Origin of the sequence: Pseudomonas sp. BE134, from assembly GCF_031456105.1 — a bacterium.
Lineage (GTDB): Bacteria > Pseudomonadota > Gammaproteobacteria > Pseudomonadales > Pseudomonadaceae > Aquipseudomonas.
Map to the genome: position 1 here is coordinate 29,626 of NZ_JAVDUA010000028.1, position 20,302 is coordinate 49,927.

General features: G+C 58.8%; 16 protein-coding genes. 8 read left to right on the forward strand and 8 right to left on the reverse strand.

What is annotated here, in order from left to right; translation table 11 throughout:
- Positions 1-121 precede the first annotated feature (121 nt).
- Genes J2Y56_RS21605 through J2Y56_RS21615 form a run of 3 tightly spaced genes read left to right on the forward strand, consistent with a single transcriptional unit; the run spans position 122 to position 2,429 of the window.
- Positions 122-703, forward strand: a complete 582-nt coding sequence (locus J2Y56_RS21605) for a DarT ssDNA thymidine ADP-ribosyltransferase family protein (RefSeq protein WP_310352608.1) — start codon at positions 122-124, stop codon at positions 701-703.
- Positions 700-1,344, forward strand: a complete 645-nt coding sequence (locus J2Y56_RS21610) for a DUF4433 domain-containing protein (RefSeq protein ID WP_310352609.1) — start codon at positions 700-702, stop codon at positions 1,342-1,344. The genes J2Y56_RS21605 and J2Y56_RS21610 overlap by 4 nt, the downstream gene beginning before the upstream one ends.
- Positions 1,341-2,429: a macro domain-containing protein gene (locus J2Y56_RS21615; RefSeq protein ID WP_310352610.1), complete on the forward strand. Its 1,089-nt coding sequence runs from the start codon at positions 1,341-1,343 to the stop codon at positions 2,427-2,429. The genes J2Y56_RS21610 and J2Y56_RS21615 overlap by 4 nt, the downstream gene beginning before the upstream one ends.
- Before the next feature lie 230 nt (positions 2,430-2,659).
- Here the strand turns inward: J2Y56_RS21615 and J2Y56_RS21620 are convergent, their stop codons facing one another.
- Together J2Y56_RS21620 and J2Y56_RS21625 are read right to left on the reverse strand one after the other, a co-directional pair.
- A complete protein-coding gene (locus J2Y56_RS21620) occupies positions 2,660-3,106 on the reverse strand; it encodes a hypothetical protein (protein WP_310352612.1) in 447 nt (148 codons plus the stop codon).
- Positions 3,107-3,175: 69 nt separating this feature from the next.
- Positions 3,176-3,835, reverse strand: a complete 660-nt coding sequence (locus tag J2Y56_RS21625; RefSeq protein WP_007946855.1) for a MarC family protein — start codon at positions 3,833-3,835, stop codon at positions 3,176-3,178.
- A gap of 311 nt (positions 3,836-4,146) precedes the next feature.
- On the opposite strand from J2Y56_RS21625, the gene J2Y56_RS21630 reads away from it, so the two are divergent.
- Positions 4,147-5,226, forward strand: a complete 1,080-nt coding sequence (locus J2Y56_RS21630) for an HAD family phosphatase (protein ID WP_007946854.1) — start codon at positions 4,147-4,149, stop codon at positions 5,224-5,226.
- Positions 5,227-5,282: 56 nt separating this feature from the next.
- On the opposite strand, the gene J2Y56_RS21635 is transcribed toward J2Y56_RS21630, so the two are convergent.
- The 6 genes from J2Y56_RS21635 to J2Y56_RS21660 are packed head-to-tail and all read right to left on the reverse strand — an operon-like array spanning position 5,283 to position 15,460.
- Positions 5,283-6,098, reverse strand: coding sequence for a DUF2135 domain-containing protein (locus J2Y56_RS21635; protein ID WP_310338939.1), 816 nt, complete (start codon positions 6,096-6,098; stop codon positions 5,283-5,285).
- A gap of 3 nt (positions 6,099-6,101) precedes the next feature.
- Entirely contained in the window at positions 6,102-7,721 is a 1,620-nt protein-coding gene (locus J2Y56_RS21640; RefSeq protein WP_310352617.1) for a DUF2300 domain-containing protein, read from the reverse strand.
- A 1-nt stretch (position 7,722) separates the two neighbouring features.
- A complete protein-coding gene (locus tag J2Y56_RS21645; protein ID WP_310352684.1) occupies positions 7,723-12,288 on the reverse strand; it encodes an alpha-2-macroglobulin in 4,566 nt (1,521 codons plus the stop codon).
- Positions 12,285-12,950, reverse strand: coding sequence for a DUF1175 domain-containing protein (locus J2Y56_RS21650; protein ID WP_405046878.1), 666 nt, complete (start codon positions 12,948-12,950; stop codon positions 12,285-12,287). Before J2Y56_RS21650 ends, J2Y56_RS21645 begins: the two co-directional genes overlap by 4 nt.
- A complete protein-coding gene (locus tag J2Y56_RS21655) occupies positions 12,920-14,632 on the reverse strand; it encodes a DUF2138 domain-containing protein (protein WP_310352620.1) in 1,713 nt (570 codons plus the stop codon). The genes J2Y56_RS21650 and J2Y56_RS21655 overlap by 31 nt, the downstream gene beginning before the upstream one ends.
- A 36-nt stretch (positions 14,633-14,668) precedes the next feature.
- Positions 14,669-15,460 (reverse strand): YfaP family protein, encoded by a 792-nt coding sequence (locus J2Y56_RS21660; RefSeq protein ID WP_007946846.1) that lies wholly within the window; start codon positions 15,458-15,460, stop codon positions 14,669-14,671.
- A gap of 277 nt (positions 15,461-15,737) precedes the next feature.
- On the opposite strand from J2Y56_RS21660, the gene J2Y56_RS21665 reads away from it, so the two are divergent.
- From J2Y56_RS21665 to dxs, 4 genes are all read left to right on the forward strand, one after another.
- Positions 15,738-16,880: a Fic family protein gene (locus J2Y56_RS21665; RefSeq protein WP_310352622.1), complete on the forward strand. Its 1,143-nt coding sequence runs from the start codon at positions 15,738-15,740 to the stop codon at positions 16,878-16,880.
- Between the two features lie 274 nt (positions 16,881-17,154).
- Positions 17,155-17,403, forward strand: a complete 249-nt coding sequence (locus tag J2Y56_RS21670) for an exodeoxyribonuclease VII small subunit (protein WP_310352624.1) — start codon at positions 17,155-17,157, stop codon at positions 17,401-17,403.
- Entirely contained in the window at positions 17,400-18,287 is an 888-nt protein-coding gene (locus J2Y56_RS21675; RefSeq protein ID WP_310352627.1) for a farnesyl diphosphate synthase, read from the forward strand. Before J2Y56_RS21670 ends, J2Y56_RS21675 begins: the two co-directional genes overlap by 4 nt.
- 93 nt (positions 18,288-18,380) lie before the next feature.
- Positions 18,381-20,279 carry a 1-deoxy-D-xylulose-5-phosphate synthase gene (gene dxs, locus J2Y56_RS21680; RefSeq protein WP_007946843.1) on the forward strand — a complete coding sequence of 633 codons (1,899 nt, stop codon included), beginning with the start codon at positions 18,381-18,383 and terminating at the stop codon, positions 20,277-20,279.
- Positions 20,280-20,302 lie beyond the last annotated feature (23 nt).

Below are 20,302 nucleotides of genomic sequence, written 5' to 3' on the forward strand. Positions count from 1 at the left end.
GAGCTCAACTCGCAAAGGGAAAATAGTGGCATACCGAAATCATTCAGCCAGAGTGATCAGTGTTGGAACGAAGAGGGTTCAGGGCTGAGCCAGACAAACGCAGAGGTCAAGGAGACTGAATATGCCGGACGTCAAAAACATCAAGGATCAAAAGCTTCTGTACCACCTCACCTCGGTTGAAAACCTGAGTGGTATTTTCAAAGAAGGCTTGAAGCCTCGAGCGGATCTCGCTGCCTTCAAAGACGTGGCAGACGGTGAAATCCTGAAAAAGCGACAAGCCCTCAAGCTTGAACGCTATGTGCCCTTTCACTGGTTTGCTGCAAATCCATTTGATGGAAGCGTGCAACGCAGCAGACCTGGCTCCAAATTCGTTCTGATCTCGGTTTACCGAACCGTTGCAAAACAAAACGGCTGGAAAATCGTTCCACGCCACCCACTGGCCAGTGATTCGATCCAGTTATTGGATTATGACGAGGGTTTCGAAGCCATCGAGTGGGAAGTCATGAGTACCCGCGAGTACCACGATCCTCACTGCAAAAGTATCTGTATGGCGGAATGCCTTGCGCCAGGCGTTGTTAAACCGGATGCCTTCTTCAAAGTCTTCACTCCTGATGCGGAGGTAGAAGCACTCTGCGTGGCTAAAATGCGCGAGGCCGGTGTTAATGTAACCACCGGCGTGAATCAGAGAATGTTTTATCAATGAACTACACCAGTCTGAATCCAGAGAAGGCTCTGATTTGGCGTATCGTCCATCGCGATAACCTGCCGTGGATTCTGGACAATGGGCTGCACTGCGCAAACTCGAAGGTTCTGGCACCGCAGTACGTGAATATCGGCAACGTCGATTTGATCGACAAGCGCCGATCCCGCCGTGTGCCCATCCCGCCAGAGGGGTCTTTGGCCGACTACGTACCCTTCTATTTCACGCCCTTCTCTGTGATGATGAAAAACATTCACTCCGGATGGAGCGTTCAACAGCGTAGCAATGACGAGATCGTGATTCTGGTCTCCAGTCTGTACCGCGTAGAACAGCTTGGCTTACCGTTTGTCTTCACAAATGCACATGCCTACCCGGATTGGACAGACTACTACAGCGATCTGGCTAACCTCGGCGAAATCGATTGGTCTATCCTTCAACAGCGCGATTTCAAACGTGATCCTGATGACCCTCGAAAGATGGAGCGTTATCAGGCAGAAGCGCTGATTCACCATCACCTACCGATTACAGGACTCCTTGGCATCATGTGCTACACCGATGCAATGAAAGAGCGCATAGAGCAGGAAGTGGCCGCTAGAGGCCTGACGTTGCCTGTTCATGCGCGTCCGGGATGGTATTTCCAATGATCAGATTTACCCAAGGCAACCTTCTGGAGGCCAAAACCGAAGCCCTCGTCAACACGGTGAATACCGTAGGTGTGATGGGTAAAGGCATCGCGTTGATGTTCAAAGAGCGTTTTGCTGAGAATTACCGTCTGTATTCGGCTGCATGTAAAGCTGGCGTAGTGGAAACAGGCAAAATGCACGTGACGGCCGTTAACGAACTTGAAGGGCCTCGCTGGATCGTAAACTTCCCTACCAAGCGTCACTGGCGCTCTCCGTCACAAATGGCGTGGGTGACAGAAGGCTTGCATGATCTACGACGTTTTCTGATTGAAAATGACGTTAAGTCTGTCGCCGTACCGCCACTAGGCGCCGGCAACGGCGGTTTGAAATGGCCAGAAGTTCGCGAACAGATTGTTGATGTCTTGAGTGATCTTGATGTCGATGTGCTGGTATTCGAGCCTTCCAGCCAGTATCTGAATGTCGCCAAACGCAGCGGAGTGGAAAAGCTCACCCCTGCTCGCGCGCTCATTGCCGAATTGGTTCGACGCTATTGGGTTTTGGGTATGGAATGCAGCCTGCTTGAGATTCAAAAGCTGGCCTGGTTCCTGGAACGCGCCATAGAAAAGCTACCGGACACCGAGAACCCTCTGAATCTTAAGTTTGTAGCTCATAAATACGGTCCGTATGCCAATCGATTGGAGCATCTGCTCAATAATCTTGATGGTAGCTATCTGCATTGCGACAAACGCATCAGTGATGCCGGTATCACTGATGTGATCTGGTTTGATCAAGAGCGCAAAGCCTTCTTGCAGACCTATCTAAAAACAGAGGCCAAGGAGTATTCCCAAGCCTTGGAACGCACGGCCGAGTTGATCGACGGCTTCGAATCGCCCTTCGGCATGGAATTGTTGGCAACGGTCGATTGGCTGCTAAGTCAGGAGAGGGTTTCACCAACTGTTCCTGCTGTGCGCGAAGCATTGAAGCAATGGGATGGTGGAGCCGGCGCTGCCACTCGCAAAAGCAGGCTCTTTGACAATTCGGCGCTTGATATTGCACTCAAACGCCTGACTTCCAGTAGTTTCAAACCTGAGATGTCTACCTGCTAGGAGAGGTCAGCTTTTTGTGCAGGCTGGAAACAGTCTGCACAAGGACCTTCTCTAAACTGCTGTAGCCGTCACAAAGCCCTCCTTCCCGGCTGTTCACGATCACGCCGCAATCCTACCCCGCCACGCTATGAAGCAGCACCTTATACGATTGCAAAAACGGTCGCGGCAGGGATGGCAGTTACCTCGCACCCTGCCACGACCCCACACATCACCCAACCCCCATCACCATTTCACCGAACCGCTTGCACAATATCCCCGCAAAAAATATCGACGCTGCCATCCTCGGGGGTCGTACGCACAAGGATGGAGTATTTTCCGGACAACAGGTCCGGCAGGGGAATTGGCGCACTTCGGTAAAACGTCCAACCGGATTCAGCAGCGCGTTGAGTAGTAATCCTGTCGTTCATGTCGTAGGCCACCGACCCAGGCTGTTGGCAACTGCCTTTAATGACAAAGGTGAAGATGCGCAATGGCAGGGTGGCGCCCTCTGGAACGCCGGTGAGATAGAAGTCGAAATTGGTTTCACCATCCACTGCGTTCAACGTCGCATTGGCGATCTGGCCGGCATTCTTTTGAGTGGCTTTCAAAGGAACGGTGATCGTATGGTCAGAAGAACTGGTGCAGCCAAAGAGACTTGCGGTGAGCAATAGTGCTGTCAGTGGAGTGCTGTAATTCATTGGCAACCTCTATCGGTGGAAGAAGTGCGCGGGGAAATGTGGGTATAGCTCATTAACATCGTGCTGCACTTACCCCGCCACGCGATGAAGCAGCACCCCATACGATTGCAGAAACTCCACCGTGCCGTGGAATATCAAGCCAACCCCCATGGCAGAGACGAAGAACCCGACTATTCGTGTGGCGGCATCGATACCTTGCGGGCCGATTTTCTTGAGGATGACTTGAGCGTAGGCCAGTGACAAATAGGTGGTGAACATGACGGCGCAAAGGGCCAGCGCCACCACGGCGAACGATATCACGACCCGATCGGCCTCCTTGATGGTGCTGGTCAGTCCGATCACGGTGGCAATCGCACCGGGGCCAAACATGATTGGCATGGCCATGGGGATGAAGGACACATCCTGATCAGTGTCGTGGTTAGTTGGAATCAGGGTGCTGTTGGGCGACGGCGCGAACAGTTCAAAACCGATACGCATCAGAATTATCCCGCCAACCACTCGAATCATACTCAGTGGCACCTCGAACAGACGCAGTAGCAGGTTGCCGAAAATCAGGAAAAAGAACATCAGCAGTAATGCATAGATGCAAGCTTTACGTGCCACCCGGCGGAGCTCGGCATTGTCCTTGCCTTGCAACAAACCAAGGAATACGGGTATCGCCTCCAAGGGATTGATGATGGCCAGTAACGTGGTGAACATACCGATAAACAACGTGAAATATGAGTTCATGGCGCACCCTCGATTGCAGACCGTTTTACATCACCATAGCGGATGGGAAGCGATGAGCTCGTCAGGGACTTGCTCTGCCGCCAGGACTGGCAGGGTTGAACTCCATCGTCACTGAGATATCTGAGGTGCGTGGCGTCCAGACACCCGGTAAAACTAGCTTAAAAACGGGTAACTGGAGGGCGGAACCGGTTTGAATAGCAACTATTACCAAACCACCTACACTTGATCCCCAACTGACTGCTGTAGTCATTGGCAAAGTGAGCAGCCATGTAACCACCAATGATTTACCAATCCAACCATGGGTAATCATCATGAAATTCATGATTTTGGTGCAGCGTACCTGGAGCTCCGTCATCTCTGCGAACCGTCCAAACGGCCATGTCAGGCGACGTTTTGGTTCACCCCTTGCGGTACTTGGGCTGAGTTTGCTTGCTTCGACGGCAGTGTTTGCTGCCGACCCGTTGCCTTCGTGGAATGAAGGGCCGGCCAAGCAAGCCATCGTAGAGTTCGTCAAGGCAACCACCCAGGAAGGCGGTGCTCAGTTCGTAGCGCCGGCCGAGCGCATCGCGACCTTCGACCAGGACGGCACCTTGTGGGTTGAACACCCAGCCTATAGCCAATTGTTCTATATCCTGAGTCGCGTGCCTGCCGTCGTCGAGGCAAGGCCAGAGCTGGCTAAATTGGAACCCTTCAAGACAGTGATGTCGGGGGACCGTGCCGCCATGGCGAAACTGACCCTTGATGATTATCTCAAAATTGCCATGGTGACCCAGAGCGGCATGCCCACGGATGAATTCAAGCAGCAAGTCCATGACTTTCTGGCCAAAGCCCGCGACCCTCGCTGGAAGCGCCCTTTCACCGAGTTGACCTACAAGCCGATGAAAGAAGTGATGCAGTACCTGCGTGACAATGGCTACAAAACCTACATCGTCACCGGCGGCGGACAGGACTTCGTTCGCGCCTATTCCGAAGAGACCTATGGTGTACCTCCAGAACAGGTCGTCGGCAGCGCGGCATCCACCGAATACACCTACGACAAAAACGGCAAACCCGAGCTGATCAAGTTGCCCAAGATTCTGCTCAACGACAATGATGCGGGCAAGGCAGAGAACATTTACCTGATGGTCGGCCGTCAGCCTCAAGCAGCCTTCGGCAATTCCACCGGTGACAAGCAAATGCTGGAGTACACCAAAGCCGGCAAGGGTGCGCGACTGGCGATGTTGGTGCTCCATGACGACGCCGATCGCGAGTACGCCTATGGCCCGGCACAAGGATTACCGGATACCAAAGTGGGCACCTTTACCGAGTCGTTGTATAACCAGGCGACCAATGAAGGCTGGACTGTGATCAGCATGAAAAAGGACTGGAAGACGATTTTTGCATTCGAGTGAAATGCCGCTGTAGTTGAATGGGTGATTGTCCAGCAGCCCGTTGGACAATCACTTCCTCATGGATAGCTGAACGATTTCACCAGCGTCAGTTCTCCCACAGCCCGCATCGGCACCAGAAACGTCTCCATCTTCTCGCTCGGCGTTCCTTCCTCGGTAATCACCGTCACCTGCGCTGTTGTCAACGGTTGGACCGCCTCCTCTTGCCCCTCGTCATCGCTGCGATAGCCACCGCCAAAGTAGTTCACGTAAACCAGATACTGCCCCTTGATCGGCGCCGGCATGGCGAAGATCTCGGGGCCATACCCGGTCGTCACGTCAACATCCAGCGCCGCACCATTAGGCACAACACGATCCCCGTACCAGATGTGCGCCCCATCCGGCGTAATCAGGTGCAAGTCCAGGTCCGTGTTGTCGCTGTCCCACGACAACAACACCCGCAACTTGGCCGGCGTGGCACCACCACCGGCATTGAGAAATTGCGTGCGATGCCGATGCTGGCCATCAGGGCTGCGCACCTCAACGCTGTTGCTGCCATTGGGAAACGAGAACGGGCGATCAAAGCGACCCGTCGAGTCGATTTTCAGTGGCATGCTCACGCCGTTGACGATCAATCGACCGGGCTCCGCAGATTTGGGCGTGGATTTGATCTGGCCGCTGATGCGCGCCGTGTTGGCCTGGCCCAGCGGGGTGTTCACCGAGGAAGCCGGGTAGTTGACAGTCTGGCGGAAGTTTTCACCTCCGCCTTCAGGCGCGCCGGTGCGCCAGCCGCCGACGGGGGTGTCGAGTTTGACGGCGGCGTCGGTCGCAAAAATCGTCGGCAATACGCAAAAAGAACAAAGGAACAGGATGACCTGTGGATAACGGAGTTTCATGGCCTATTCCAGCAAGAGGTGGCGGGCGAGCCCTTCGATGTAGGTTTCATCCTGGCCGTTGGGGTGTGCTTCGAAGGCCAGGTGCAGGTATTCGTGGGTCAGGTCGAGGCGATCTTGTAGCGACAGCACGCCGCGCACATAAATGCGTTGGCGTTCGCGGTCGACGTAGGGACGGCCGAAGGCCAGGCGGCAGACGGCGAAGGTGCTGACATCGTTGTAGCCGACCTCGCTTTCCAACTGCGCACGCCAGCCGCGGCGCTGGGTTTGTAGCCAGTCTTGCGCGGAGGGTAACGCTTCGCAGGAGGCGACGGGGTTGTCCCAACGGCTGAGGCTGGCGCGTGGGTAGGCGTGCAGCAGGATGGCGTCGTAGCGCTGGCCGGCGTTGGCTTGTTCGACGGCTTGCTGCCAGGAGAGTTTGTCCGGGCCGGGTTGGTCGGAGTGATAGGTGACGGTGCTGCCGGCCAGCACGAGGTCGCTGGTCCAGGCGGCGATAGTGCGCGATTCGGTGGTGGCCGGGCGTGGGGCCACGCGTTGGCGGCTGCTGCTGTCGTCGATGCTCAGGCAGTCGCCATTGCGGGTGGCGTTTTGCAGCAGGTAAGTGCGGATGGCGATAGCCAGGGCTTTGGCGGCTTCGGCGGGCTCGGGTCTGGCTTCGCGCTGCAGGACGCGGGCGACGTATTCTTCGCGATCCAGGCGGGCGACGAGCTTGTCGTTGAGCAAAAAGAGTTCGCCGTCGCTGTGGATATCCAATTGATTGCCGTTGGTGAATTCGACGCGATAGTCGCCCTGCAATGGCCCGGAAGAAACAACACGATCCCCCGACAGAACGCGCTCGATCGGATAGCGAGAAAACAGACCGACTTCGACACAACGTCCAGAATCAGCAGGCCAGTCACTCGGCAACACTGAAGCCAACGCTGCACCATAATGACGAAGCACCATTTGACTGGTCCCCCGCCCTCCGGCCCAGATCGGCGAGCCATCCGCCGTCCAACCGGCAAACCCGCCCTGACGTGATGACGGGTCCTGATACCCCAGCCAGCTCCAGGTTTTTACCCGCAACCGGCCACCGAGTTCACCCACGACATTGCCATCAGCGGCATTGAGCACCACATCCAGCAACACCCGCCGCGCCTGATCCTGCGCCGGCATCACCGCCAGCACGGTGAGAAGTTCAGCGACGGAAACCCGCGTAGAGGGCTTTAACGATGATAAATCCAGCAACCACTCCGGTGCCTGTCGAGCTTGCCAATACGTGCGCCAATCGGCGGCGGTAATGCCCAAACGAGTCGGTTCAAAGTACAAGCCGCACGATTTGACCAATGCCTGACCTCGCTCAATCTTGCCGCCGGCGGTACAGCAATAAACTTCCTCTTTCGACTGCCCGTGACACTCATACGCAGGTTCACGGGCGCCGGTGTCCACCAGCCAACCGTACACAAACAACTTCCACACACTGCCCAATGGCGCCTGCAAATCAGCAGGTAACGGCTCGCGTGAAATCACCTGAGTCCGGTTCAACGACAGTAGTTCACCCTTGAACCCCAGCCGCAGCGGTTCGTCCTGCGCTGTCGCCAGCGCAGAAACCAAACACAGCAGCAACCAGACCAGAGGTCGGGTCATATCAGTTGACCGTGACCTGGCCGAGGGCCGGTTTCTGTTCCTGCGCCTGATGTTGTGGCGCGTAAACCTGAGTGAAACGTACCGGCGGCAGATTGAACCGGCCCTTCTGCGAGAAGCGCACCAAATGACGCAAGCGCAACTCACCGCTCAAGGCATCGACCGGAATCGCGTAAGCCATTTGCCCCGGTTCGAAACGCGCCTTCTCCAGCGCGGTCGGTTCGGTGCCGGCCTTGCCCATCAACTTGATGCCCCACGTCGTGCGCTCGACATCGGCACCCGGCGGCAACGGTACTTCGAGCATGCCGTAACGCAGCGGTTTCGCGGCTTTGCTGGTGATGATCACTTCATCCAGATACAGGCTGTCGCTGGACAACGGCTGGGCGCCGACCGCTTCGAGCTTGAAGGTGAAGGCTTCGTCACCTGGCACCAATCGCGACAAGCGACGGGTGATGGTCACGGCCATCGGATCAACCGGTGGTTGCCGGGTCTGGAAGCTCAACGCGCCACGCAACGGCCGTTCCTGCGTCCCGGTTACCGACAACATCGCCGGCACTGGCGAAGCCCCCTGCCACGTCCAATACATCTCACCGGTATCACCGTGTTCTTTCTTCCAGCCTTCACCCGGAGCCAGTGCGATGGTGGGCGAAGCCTGCTCGATGCTGCGTTGCAACCAGGTCAGCGCCAGGGCGCGCTCCAGGGTCGATTGCTGTGGCAACAACCGCTGCAGCAAGGCTTGCGCGTGGGCCTGATCGAAGGCTTGCAGCGACAGGTTCAGGGCTTCGGCGAATGGCTGCGAACTGACCGCCAGACGCTGTTGCGCGTCCGGTAGTTGACGATTGAAGGCGTCCGGTAATTTGACCTTCGATTGCCTGGCCAATGAAGCGGTCAACACACGGGCAGCCGCCAGGCCGAGCGCCGAATCCGGAGCGCTCATGACGAGGCTGTCTTCGCCGTCCTCCATCAGGTTCGCGGCGTTACCCTCGCCTGCTTTCGCCAGGTCGTCCATCAACCCACTGAGCAAGGTGTTCACCGGTAATTGCATCTGTCTGGCAAACGACAGAATCAGCGCGCGCTGCAACAGCGGGGTGTTTTTGGCCTGCTTCGAATACACCTCCAACACTCGCTGCCAATGTTCCGGCGGCAGGCTCAGCTCCAGCGCTTTGCTCGCGTGCCAATCGGCGTAATAGGCGTAAGCGGTGAGAAAGGCATCCGGCTCGCCGTCCATGCCCCACCAGGTGAAACTCGCGGACGGCCCGGCCATTTGTACCAGTCGCAAGCGGCTGTTTTGCATGATCAGGCGCAAGCGATCGCGGATTTGCGGGTTCGAGGCCAAGGTCGGATAAGCGATGCTCAGCGGCAGTAAACGACTGGCCGTTTGCTCAACGCCTCCGTATGGATAACTGAGCAGATCATCCAGCGCCGAACGGAACAATGCTTGAGGACTGTCATCCAGACGCAGGCGAATATCCGTCGCGTCAGCCGGCAAGCTCAGCGGCGTATCACCGCTGACCACGTCCAGACTTTGGCTTTGCGTGACCTGCCAACCTTCTCCGGTCGCGGTCAGGCGCACCGCCAGCGCGTCAGCGGTTTTGCCGTCTTGCACCAGCTCGGCCGTCCATTCGCCACTAGTCAACGAGAACTCAGGCAGCGCGATGTAATTGATGCCGTTGTTCAGGGGCACCGGCACTCGCTGATCGGCGCCACCATAATGGATCACCAGTTCAGCCTTGACCGGATGTTCAGCCTGACTGAAAGCAAATACGCCAAGCGCGGGTTTATCGCCACTGCGGAATTTCGTTGGCCCGCTCCACTTCAGGTACAGCGGTTTTTCCGAACGCACGAACTGTTTTTTCTGCCCGACCTGCCCGTCATCGGCGATGGCCCGGGCGGTGATGCGCCAGCGGGTCAGCGAGTCCGGCATCTTGAAGGTGAAGCGGGTTTTGCCATTGGCGTCGGTGATCAGTTCCGGCTGCCATGCGGCGGTGTCGACGTCTTCACGACGCGGCCGCTCCAGCACTTTCACGCCGCGCTCGCTGCGGTTGGCCTTGCCCGGCGAGCCCGGGCTGCCCGGCAACGCCACGTCGTAGCTGATGAATGACAAACTGGCGCTGGTACGCACGTTGTTGCGACGCGGGTGGTAGAAAAACTGGTCGATGGTCGGCGCGACTTCCGGCTGCAACGCGTACACCATTTCGTCGACCACACTGACGGTCAGGTGTGCTGGCATCGGCTTGCCGGCCAACTGTGTGGTCAGGTCGACCGACACGGTATCGCCCGGCTGATACGCCTCTTTATCGGTGGCAATGGCCACGTCAATTTGCGGCGCTTTCACCTTGATGCCGGCGTTCTGGAAGCTGTACTGACCGCCCTTGGTGTAGAGCACGGAGAAGGTCAGGTTCGGCGCGAAACTGTCCTTCACCGGAATGCGTGCGCGGTATTGGGTGTCGCTGAGTTTTTCCATCTTCAGCCAGTCAGCGCCCTTGGACAGCAGCGCCGTGGCCTCGACCTTGTCGCGCTCCAGCGACAGCAGCGCATCGCTGACCGGTTCCGGGAAAGTGATCAGTGCCAAGGCTTCATCACCGGCCTTGTACTCGGGTTTATCGAGGACGATTTCCACAGTGCCCGGCACGGCTTTGACCCCGTCGCCAGTGACCGAATGACCGGTCGCCCCAACCACGCGCCCATGCTCATCCTTCAACGTCAGGTTGTAAGTGCCCGGACGTTCGAAGGCCACGGTGAAGCCTTTATCCGTTGCGACAAGCTTGCCGTCGCCGGTGCTCTGATCTTCCAGTCGCACCCAGCTATAACTGCTCGGCGTAACGGTTTTTCTCTGCTCGTTGGCCCCTTCGTTCTGATAGCTGAAGACAACTTTGTCGCCTACCGCACTGAAGCGTTGCGGCGCACTCAAGCTGAAACTCGCCGCGCCACGGTCGATGAGGATTTCCTTGGTGGTCTTGACCCGATACGCCGCGCCATCACTGGCAAACACGGTGAGCATGTAGCGGCTCGGTTTCTCGGCGGCCGGCAGGTCGAGGGTCGCGTTGCCCTTGGCGTCAGTGTTCAGTTCGGTGCTGGTCAACTCCACCGGGAATTGCCCGAGGTATTGCAGTTCGTTGTCGACCATCGACAGCTGCTGAGCGCGCAGGCTCAGGCTCAACTTGGCGTTGGCCACCGGTTTGCCGTCCGGGTACAGCAACACCAGACTGCCTTTCACCGGCTCGCCGGTGCGGTAGTCCTGCTTGGCCAGGTTCAGCGAAATTTCGAAGTGCGGCTTGATGTATTCAGCCACACGGAACGCACTGCTGTAGGCCTGATCCTTGTAGCTGAAACGCAATTCATAGCCGCCCGCCACTGCATTGTCCGGCAACTGGAAACGGCCCTGAGTGCCCGCCTTGGAATCAAGCTTCAGCGCCAGCGATTGCAACGCCGTGCCGGTGGCATCGAGCACAGTCACGTTGACGTCGGCCGCAGTCGGTGCCACCGAATCCCGGGCATTCTTGAACTCGCGCCCGACGATTTTCAGCGACACCCAATCCCCGGGCCGGTACAGCGGTCGATCGGTGAAAGCATAGAGTTTGGTGTCGTAGATTTCGCTGTCGTAGTAGAAGTTCTCGGAGACAAACACCCCGCCCTCTTCGTCCTCGCCAATCACAAACGAACGCTCGGGGCTGACGTGTTTCAGGCGCAGCAAACCATCGACATCGGTGGCGCCGCTGCTCATCACGCCGAGACCGTCGGTCCACAGCACATTGACCTTCGGCACCGAACTGCCTTCATGTTTGCGCGCTGCCCAGACCACCAGTTCATCGCCGGCAATCTTGCTCACGGCCACGGTGTTCGAGACAAACACCATGGTCGTCGCGCGGTACTTGCCGATCAGCGCTTCCACCAGATACAGACCCGGTTTCAGATTGCCCAGCGGGATATACACATTGCCCGGCGCAACGCTGACGAACTCGCTGGAAGAACCGGCGAGGTTCACGCCCTCAGGCGGCTGGATCGGCTTGGCCTGCCACAGTGGGTAGCGAAATTGACTGATCACCGGCAAGCCTGGAATCAATGCGAATTGCGGCTGAGCGTCGTAAGGGGTTGGCGCGGCCATCGCGGTGCCCATTTTCAGTTCCGGCACCTCCTCAGTAACCTGTTGACGTGACTCGTAGGAAAACGCCCGCTGCATCACGCGCCGGGATTTTCGGTACCAGTTGTCCCACAGGTACGCGAGGGTATTCGACAGGCCTTCGCCCTTGAACTGGCCATCACTGACCACGCGGTGCAGGTTCTTCTGGCGCTTGAGAAAATCCAGGGGCTTGTCGATGCGGTACACGCGAATGTCGGCACCGCCGTAAGGCTCCATGCGGAACCGGCGATAGTCACGGCCCGGCGCTTCAAGGCGCACCATCGCCTGTTCATCGCTGGCGAAACTGCTGTCAGCCAGCAGGAAAAAACTTTCACCGGCCACTGGCGTATAGCCGCTCGGCTCGACGGAGTCTTCGGCGTTGACCGCCGAAACAGGCAGCGCCAAGACCAACAACAGAGGCAGAAAACGCAACATGCGGGCACCGATCATTGGGAGAGAAAGTTCAGTCGATAGACGCCGATGAAGTTGGGGTTGGCTGCGTCGGGTATCCATCGGGTGTCCTTCCATGTCATGAGTTGCTGCAGGCTTGCCGAACGCATGCCGTTGTCAATGGGGGTAGTGGTGCCGGTGTGATAGGCGATGTAGCGGCCCATCCAGATCATCAGGTGCTGGTCATCGCCCTGATCGAAAAACATCATGTCGCCAGGCCGGGCTTGCGCCACATCACGGCCCACCAGATGGCTGTTGAACTGAATCAGTTTGATCGCATTGACGTAGGGCCCGACCTTGCCACCGCCCTGCTGCCATTGCTGCGCGAGGCCGCGTTGCGACTCGCTCAATCGCAGTTCCGGCGGCAGGTAGCGATTGGACAGGCCGTTGCTGCGCAGCCATTTATCGTCATGGACTTTCAGCGCTTCGTTGGCGGCGAACCGCACCAGTCCGGCGCAGTCCTGCTGATACCAGCGCGGGCTCGGGCCTTGGCTCAGTTGCTCCTGGGCGATGCGCACGAACCAGGCGCGGAATACCTGGGATTGCTGCACATCGAGGGGTAGCGCCTCAGTGGCAAATGCGCGACTGCCCAGCAACATTGCCAGCAGGCCGAGGCCTCGGATGAGTGCGGTCACAGGGCTTTCCACTCCAGCGGCAGCCATTGCCAGTGGCCGTCGGGCTCGCTGCCTTCAGGCAAGGTCAGGGCGTACTTGCCATAGCCGCCGAGCTTGCGCAGTTTCGGGATCAGGTAGGTTTGCGCGGCGTTGTAAAACACCGGCTCCATGTCCTGCGGCAGGCTGTCGAGGGTTTCCTGTTGCATCAGCTGCGCCATGGACTCCGGGCCGAAATAGACCGGCATCAGCAGGTCTTTGGGCACCACGTCGGCCATCGGCGGGAAGCGTTTGTCGAGGGTGTCGAGAGCCTTGTCCATGAGTTTGTCGTCGAGGGAGAACAACAGCGTCGAGCCGTGACGTGCCAGACTGACTTTCATGAAGGCCTTGCCGGAAATCGCGTCCGGATCTACAGCTTCCTTGGCTTTGTAGGGGCCGAAGTGGGAGCTGACCTGACGCTGCCACTGGTGGGTTGGGCCTTCCTGCTTCTCAACCACCGGGAACGCGTGCTCTTCGACATTGGGCTCAAAGGCACCGACCATCGAACCGAACAGACTGCCCAGGTCGCCGTCGAGCTTGGCGCTGTCATCGTCGTTCAGGCTGGCCACCAGCAAAGGCGTGTACAAGCGCGAATCCGCGTACCAGCACAGGCCCGCCGCGCCGGCCATGTGTTCGGTCAGGGCTTGGGCCACGGTTTCTTCGGCGCCTAGTTTCACCAGCAGCGGTTTCTGTTGTTCGGCGGCGAGCGGCAAGGCGACGCAGGCACTGGCGCCCATCGGCATGGCTTGCCAGATCGGTTTGAAATCGAAGTCCGGTTGGTTGTCCAGTTCGTCCATGGCGAGGAAGCTGTGCCAGCCCTTGTCGTCCATGTCGAAGCGCAGCCCGGCGAAATTCGGGATGAAGCGCTGGTAACCCATGGCCAAAACGCTGGAGTTGACCGACAGGCGTTGTTTCACTTCCGGCGCGCGAGGTAGCAGGCCGAATGCTTCGGGGAACAGTTTGTCGCCATTGAGCAACGCGGCGATGGCCGTGGTCGAGACACTGCCTTGTTCATCGGTCGGCCCGTTGCCGGGGTCGTAGAGTTTGGCAGGATTGGACAGCACCACCAGCTTGTCACCATGGGAGGCGAACACCAGCGCCTTGCTGTTGTTGTAAGTCAGTTGGTAAAGCGCCACATCGTCGGCGCCGACTTTCACATCACTGAGTTTGGTCAGCTGCGAATCGTCCAGCGCCACTTTCGCCAGCGGCTCCAGCACCTTGGCCAGGCCACCGCGATCCATCACCAGCAGGAAATCCTTGAGCCGGCCATCGGCCCCGCGCCACAGCGCCACGTCGGCCGGTTGATTGAACAGCTGCTCGATCAGGCTGTCCTGCAATTTCAGGTCATGCTCGTAAATGATGCGCCGCAGACTGCCGATCAAGCCGAGACGATCGACATGCGCTTCGTAATAGAAGACGAAATCTTCGGTCAGGGTTTCCTTGAGGAAAGGCACCGCCAGCAAGTCCTTGGGCAATAGGCTCAAGGAATGGGTTTCAAGCAGACCGTCAGGCCGGCTCATCCCTAGTTTGTCACTGGCCAGTTCTGCCGGTGGCGCCTTGGGCTTGTGCATGAACCACCCCAACCCGCCCGCCACGCCGGCCACCAGGCACAGCCCTGCCAGCAGCGCCGGCCACCTGCGGGGAGCTTTGGCAGCAGGTGCGTCAGCGGCCGGGAAAACTGTCTTTTCGCTCATGTTCACAACGCCCAATTCATCCGTGGTGCGGGATGCTTAATAGTTGAAAGTCTTGACCAGCAGCAGGTCACCAATCGCGCGCAGGGGCACGACGAAGGTCTCGCGTTTTTCATCGACGGTGTTTTCGTTGAGTACCAGATTGATTTGCGAGGTGATGACCTCGTTCTGGTTGCTGGCCTCCTCGAAGTTATAGCCGCCGCTGCCGAAGTTGCCCCAATAGTTCACGTAAACCAGGTAAGTACCATGCAGCGGCGCGGTCATGGTGAACATTTCCGGGCCGGGGCCATCGACGCCGTCCGGGTCCAGGCCACCACCGTTGGTCAGCGCCGAGTGAGCCCAAAATGCATGCTGGCCGTCCGGGGTAATGATGTGCAGGTCGAGTTCGGCTTTCGGGTCGTCCCAACCCAGCACCACGCGAATCCGTGCCGGCGTGCGCAGGTTATTGGCTTCATAGAATTGAACGCGCTTGAGCGACCGGCCTTCGGCGCTGCGCACCTCGACGCTGTTGGAGCCGGCGCCAAAGGCATACGGCCGGGCGAAACGCCCCTGGTCGTCGGTGTACAGATTCAGTGGATTGCCATTGACCGCCAGCGTGTGCGGCCCGCGTTGAGTGCCGATGGCCTTGAGCTGGCCTTGGATCATCGTGCGATTACGCTGCACGCCCCGGTCTATGGGCGGCGTGGGATAGGCAACTTGCGGGTTTTCGCTACGGTCGAGCAGACCGCTGAAGCGCCAGCCGCCGACCGGTTCCGACAGGTCAGCCGTCGGTTCGGCCCAGGCCGCGATTGCGCAGACCAGCCCCACTGCCAGCAACAGAAATGAACGCATGTGATGCCTCCTGCCATGCATAACGAAACCTTGCGCCCGATCCTCGGCGCGTTACAGATCCAAATACTGCGTTTCGTCAGAAAGACCCGGTGACTGATGGGTCCTGGAAGCCGCGAGGGTAGCGATTTGGCGGTTTTTTAACAATCGGATCCCACTTGATATGCCGTGCGAGTCAAGAACATCTGAGCCTGTGAGCCGAATAGCGAGGTTATTCGGCTCACAAAATGAGCCGAATAAGACTATTATTCGGCTCATTCTCTCTGGAGTTACCGTGGCCATGGCACCTCACTGGATTTGGCAACAGCCTGACTGGCCGAATTTCACCTGGCAATCCGAACGCCTGACACTGCTATTGCGTGAATGCGTGCAGGCGCAAGGTCGGTTGATGGGCATGGCCAGCTCTGTGGGTAACTCACTCAGCGCGCAGAATGAACTGGATGCGCTATTGCAGAACATCGTGACGTCTTCAGCTATCGAGGGGGAACAGCTGAATGTTGGTTCGGTCCGCTCTTCGCTTGCGCGACGCCTGGGTTTGGAATTGGTCGATGGCGATAAAGTCAGCCAACGCAGCGAAGGACTCGCGCAGTTAATGCTCGACGCGACTCAACACTTTGCGCAACCGCTGACATTGGAGCGGTTACTGGAATGGCATGAATGGCTGTTTCCGGATCAGGATATGAGCTTCGCCGCCCGGTCGATTCATGTCGGCGAATTACGCGGCGATCAGCCGATGCAGGTGGTGTCCGGACGACTCGACAAACCGACCATCCACTTCGAGGCACCACCCCGCCTTGGCCTTGAACAGCAGCTCGATACTTTTCTTGCGTGGTTTGAAGCCAGCCATCAACAGAAAGAGCTTGACCCATTACTTCGGGCCGGGATCGCGCACTTCTGGTTCGTCACCCTGCACCCCTTTGACGACGGCAACGGTCGCCTCACGCGAACCATCACCGATCTGGCGCTGGCTCAGAGTGAAGCGCAAGCGATCCGTTTTTACGCCATGTCGGCGAGCATCCTTGAAGATTGCTCCGGCTATTACCGGGTACTGGAAACCAGCCAGAAAAGCTCCACGGACATTACCGAGTGGCTGGAATGGTTTCTGCAAACCTTACTGCGCAGCTTGCAGCAAGCCATGACGCGGATCGAAGCGGTACTGGGCAAAGCTCGTTTCTGGCAGACACACCGTGAAACCGGCCTGACTACCGAGCAGATCAAGGTGCTGAATCGCATGCTGGATGGCGGAGAACGAAGTTTCGAAGACGGAATCAGCGCGGCTCAGTATCAAGCCGTGGCGAAAGTATCGAAAGCCACTGCGACCCGTCATTTGGCTGAGTTGCTGGATAAGGGTTACCTGAAACGCCTGCCCGGTGGTGGGCGTAGTACCCGCTATCAAGTCCGCTATCCAGATGACTCAACATAATTAAGCCATAAGGTGACCTGTAGCAGCTGGCGAAGCCTGCGTTCGGCTGCGAAGCAGTCGTAAAACCAGCACTCGCGGTGTATCAGGCATTCCGTGCGAGCAGGATTGACGACTGCTTCGCAGCCGGACGCAGGCTTCGCCAGCTGCTACAAAGGACGCGGCGCAGCGGAAACGGTTGCAGCCGGTGCACTGGTCGAAATGCCCGGCCTATTTGCCCATAACCCCCATGTCTGCTAGTGTCGCGCCGGTTTAACGTCAACCGGAAATAGCCGCCATGGCCCGCGCCCGCAAAAAAGCTGCACTGGATTTCGAACAATCGCTCGCTGACCTGCAAACGCTGGTAGAGCGTCTGGAGAACGGCGAACTGTCGCTGGAAGACTCGCTGACGGCTTTCGAGCAAGGCATCGGGCTGACTCGCGATTGCCAGGCGGCGCTGGCCCAGGCCGAGCAGAAGGTTCAAGTGCTGCTCGAGCGTGATGGCGAGTTGGCCGAGGAACCCTTCGACGCGGATCAGCCAGAATGATTGCAGCGTATTCGGCGACCAGCCAGGCCCGCGTCAACGCGGCTCTGGAAACCCTGTTCAACGCACCGGGCCCTGAACTTGCCCGTCTCTATGAAGCCATGCGCTACAGCGTGATGAATGGCGGCAAGCGCGTACGTCCGTTGCTGGCTTATGCGGCCTGCGAAGCGTTGGGTGGCAAGGCCAAGCAAGCCAACGGCGCGGCCTGCGCGGTGGAGCTGATTCACGCGTATTCCCTGGTACACGACGATTTACCGGCCATGGACGATGACGATCTGCGTCGCGGCCAGCCAACGACTCACAAAAAATTCGATGAAGCCTGCGCCATCCTTGCCGGTGACGGTTTGCAGAGCCTGGCGTTCAGCGCCCTGCTCGATCCGCGCCTGAACCCGGCGGACGCCGAGATCCGCCTGCAGATGGTCAGCGCCCTGGCCGTCGCGGCAGGCCCGGCGGGCATGGTCGGCGGTCAAGCCATCGACCTCGGCTCGGTTGGCCTGAAGCTCGATCAAACCGCCCTTGAGTACATGCACCGGCACAAGACCGGCGCGCTGATCGAGGTCAGCGTCAAACTCGGCGCCCTGGCCAGCGGCCGCGCAGAGAAGGACGAACTGAATGCGTTGCAGAGTTATGCACAGGCCGTCGGCCTGGCGTTTCAGGTGCAGGACGACATTCTCGACGTTGAAAGCGATACCGAAACCCTGGGCAAACGCCAGGGCGCCGACATCGCGCGCGACAAACCCACCTACCCGGCGCTGCTCGGCCTCGACGCGGCCAAGGCTTACGCCCTGGAACTGCGCGATCAGGCCCTGCGGGCGCTGCGACCGTTTGACGCGACCGCCGAGCCCTTGCGCGATCTGGCCCGCTACATCGTCGACCGGCGTAGCTGACAGCGTATCGGCCAAGTTAAGACCAACGCGTGGGCAGGGGGCGAAGCATCAGGTAAACTGCCGCATCTTTTAAAACTATAACGATTCGCTCTGATGCCCACGACGTTTCATGAGATTCCCCGCAAGCGCCCGACCACGCCCCTGCTCGACCGTGCCAACACGCCGGACGGCCTGCGCCGGTTAGGCGAAGCCGAGCTGGAAACCCTGGCCGATGAGTTGCGCCTGGAATTGCTCTACACGGTCGGTCAGACTGGCGGGCATTTCGGTGCAGGCCTGGGCGTCATCGAACTGACCATCGCGTTGCATTACGTCTTCGACACCCCGGACGACCGGCTGGTGTGGGACGTGGGTCATCAGGCTTATCCGCACAAAATCCTCACCGGCCGTCGCGAGCGCATGGGTACATTGCGCCAGAAGGACGGTGTCGCCGCCTTCCCGCGTCGTTCCGAGAGCGAGTACGACACCTTTGGCGTCGGCCACTCCAGCACCTCGATCAGCGCAGCGCTGGGCATGGCGATTGCCGCCCGTCTGCAAAACAGCGATCGCAAGGCCATTGCCGTGATCGGCGATGGAGCGCTGACCGCCGGCATGGCGTTCGAGGCGTTGAACCACGCGCCGGAAGTGAACGCCAACATGCTGGTGATCCTCAACGACAACGACATGTCGATCTCGCGCAACGTCGGCGGATTGTCGAACTATCTGGCGAAAATCCTTTCCAGCCGCACTTACGCAAGCATGCGCGAGGGCAGCAAAAAGGTCCTGTCGCGCCTGCCCGGCGCCTGGGAAATCGCCCGTCGCACCGAAGAATACGCAAAAGGCATGCTGGTGCCCGGCACGCTGTTCGAAGAGCTGGGCTGGAACTACATCGGCCCTATCGACGGCCACGACTTGCCGACCCTGATCGCGACCTTGCGCAATATGCGCGATCTCAAAGGCCCGCAGTTCCTGCACGTCGTCACCAAGAAAGGCAAAGGCTTCGCCCCGGCGGAAGTCGACCCGATCGGCTACCACGCCATCACCAAGCTCGAACCGCTGGACGCACCGGCCGCAGCCCCGAAAAAGGCTGGCGGACCGAAGTATTCCGGTGTGTTCGGCGAATGGCTGTGCGACATGGCCGCGTCTGATCCTCGCTTGGTGGGCATCACGCCGGCGATGAAAGAAGGCTCCGACCTGGTGGCGTTCAGCGAGCGTTTCCCGCTGCGCTACTTCGACGTGGCGATTGCCGAGCAACACGCCGTAACCCTCGCCGCCGGCATGGCCTGCGAAGGCGCCAAACCGGTGGTGGCAATCTATTCGACGTTCCTGCAACGCGGTTACGATCAACTGATTCATGACGTCGCGGTGCAGAACCTCGACGTGCTGTTCGCCATCGACCGCGCCGGTCTGGTGGGTGAAGACGGCCCGACTCACGCGGGTAGCTTCGACCTTTCGTTCCTGCGCTGCATCCCCGGCATGCTGGTGATGACTCCGAGCGATGAAAACGAACTGCGCAAAATGCTCACCACCGGCCACCTCTACAACGGCCCGGCGGCAGTGCGCTACCCGCGCGGATCGGGTCCGAATGCGACCATCGAGAAAGACCTGCAACCGATCGAAATCGGCAAAGGCATTGTTCGTCGTCAGGGCAGCAAAGTCGCCCTGCTGGTGTTCGGCGTGCAACTGGCTGAAGCACTGAAAGTCGCCGAAACACTGGATGCAACAGTGGTCGACATGCGTTTCGTCAAACCGCTGGATGAAGCGCTGGTTCGCGAAATCGCCGGCAGCCACGAGCTGTTGGTGACCGTCGAAGAAAACGCAATCATGGGTGGTGCCGGCGGCGCGGTGAGCGAATTCCTCGCCCGCGAAAATATCCTCAAGTCGGTGCTGCACCTGGGCTTGCCGGATCACTACGTCGAACACGCCAAGCCTGCGCAGATGCTGGCCGAGTGCGGGCTGGATGAGGCAGGGATAGAAGCTTCGATCCGCGAGCGCCTGCAACTGCTGAACCTCTAAACGCATCCCCTGTGGGAGCGAGC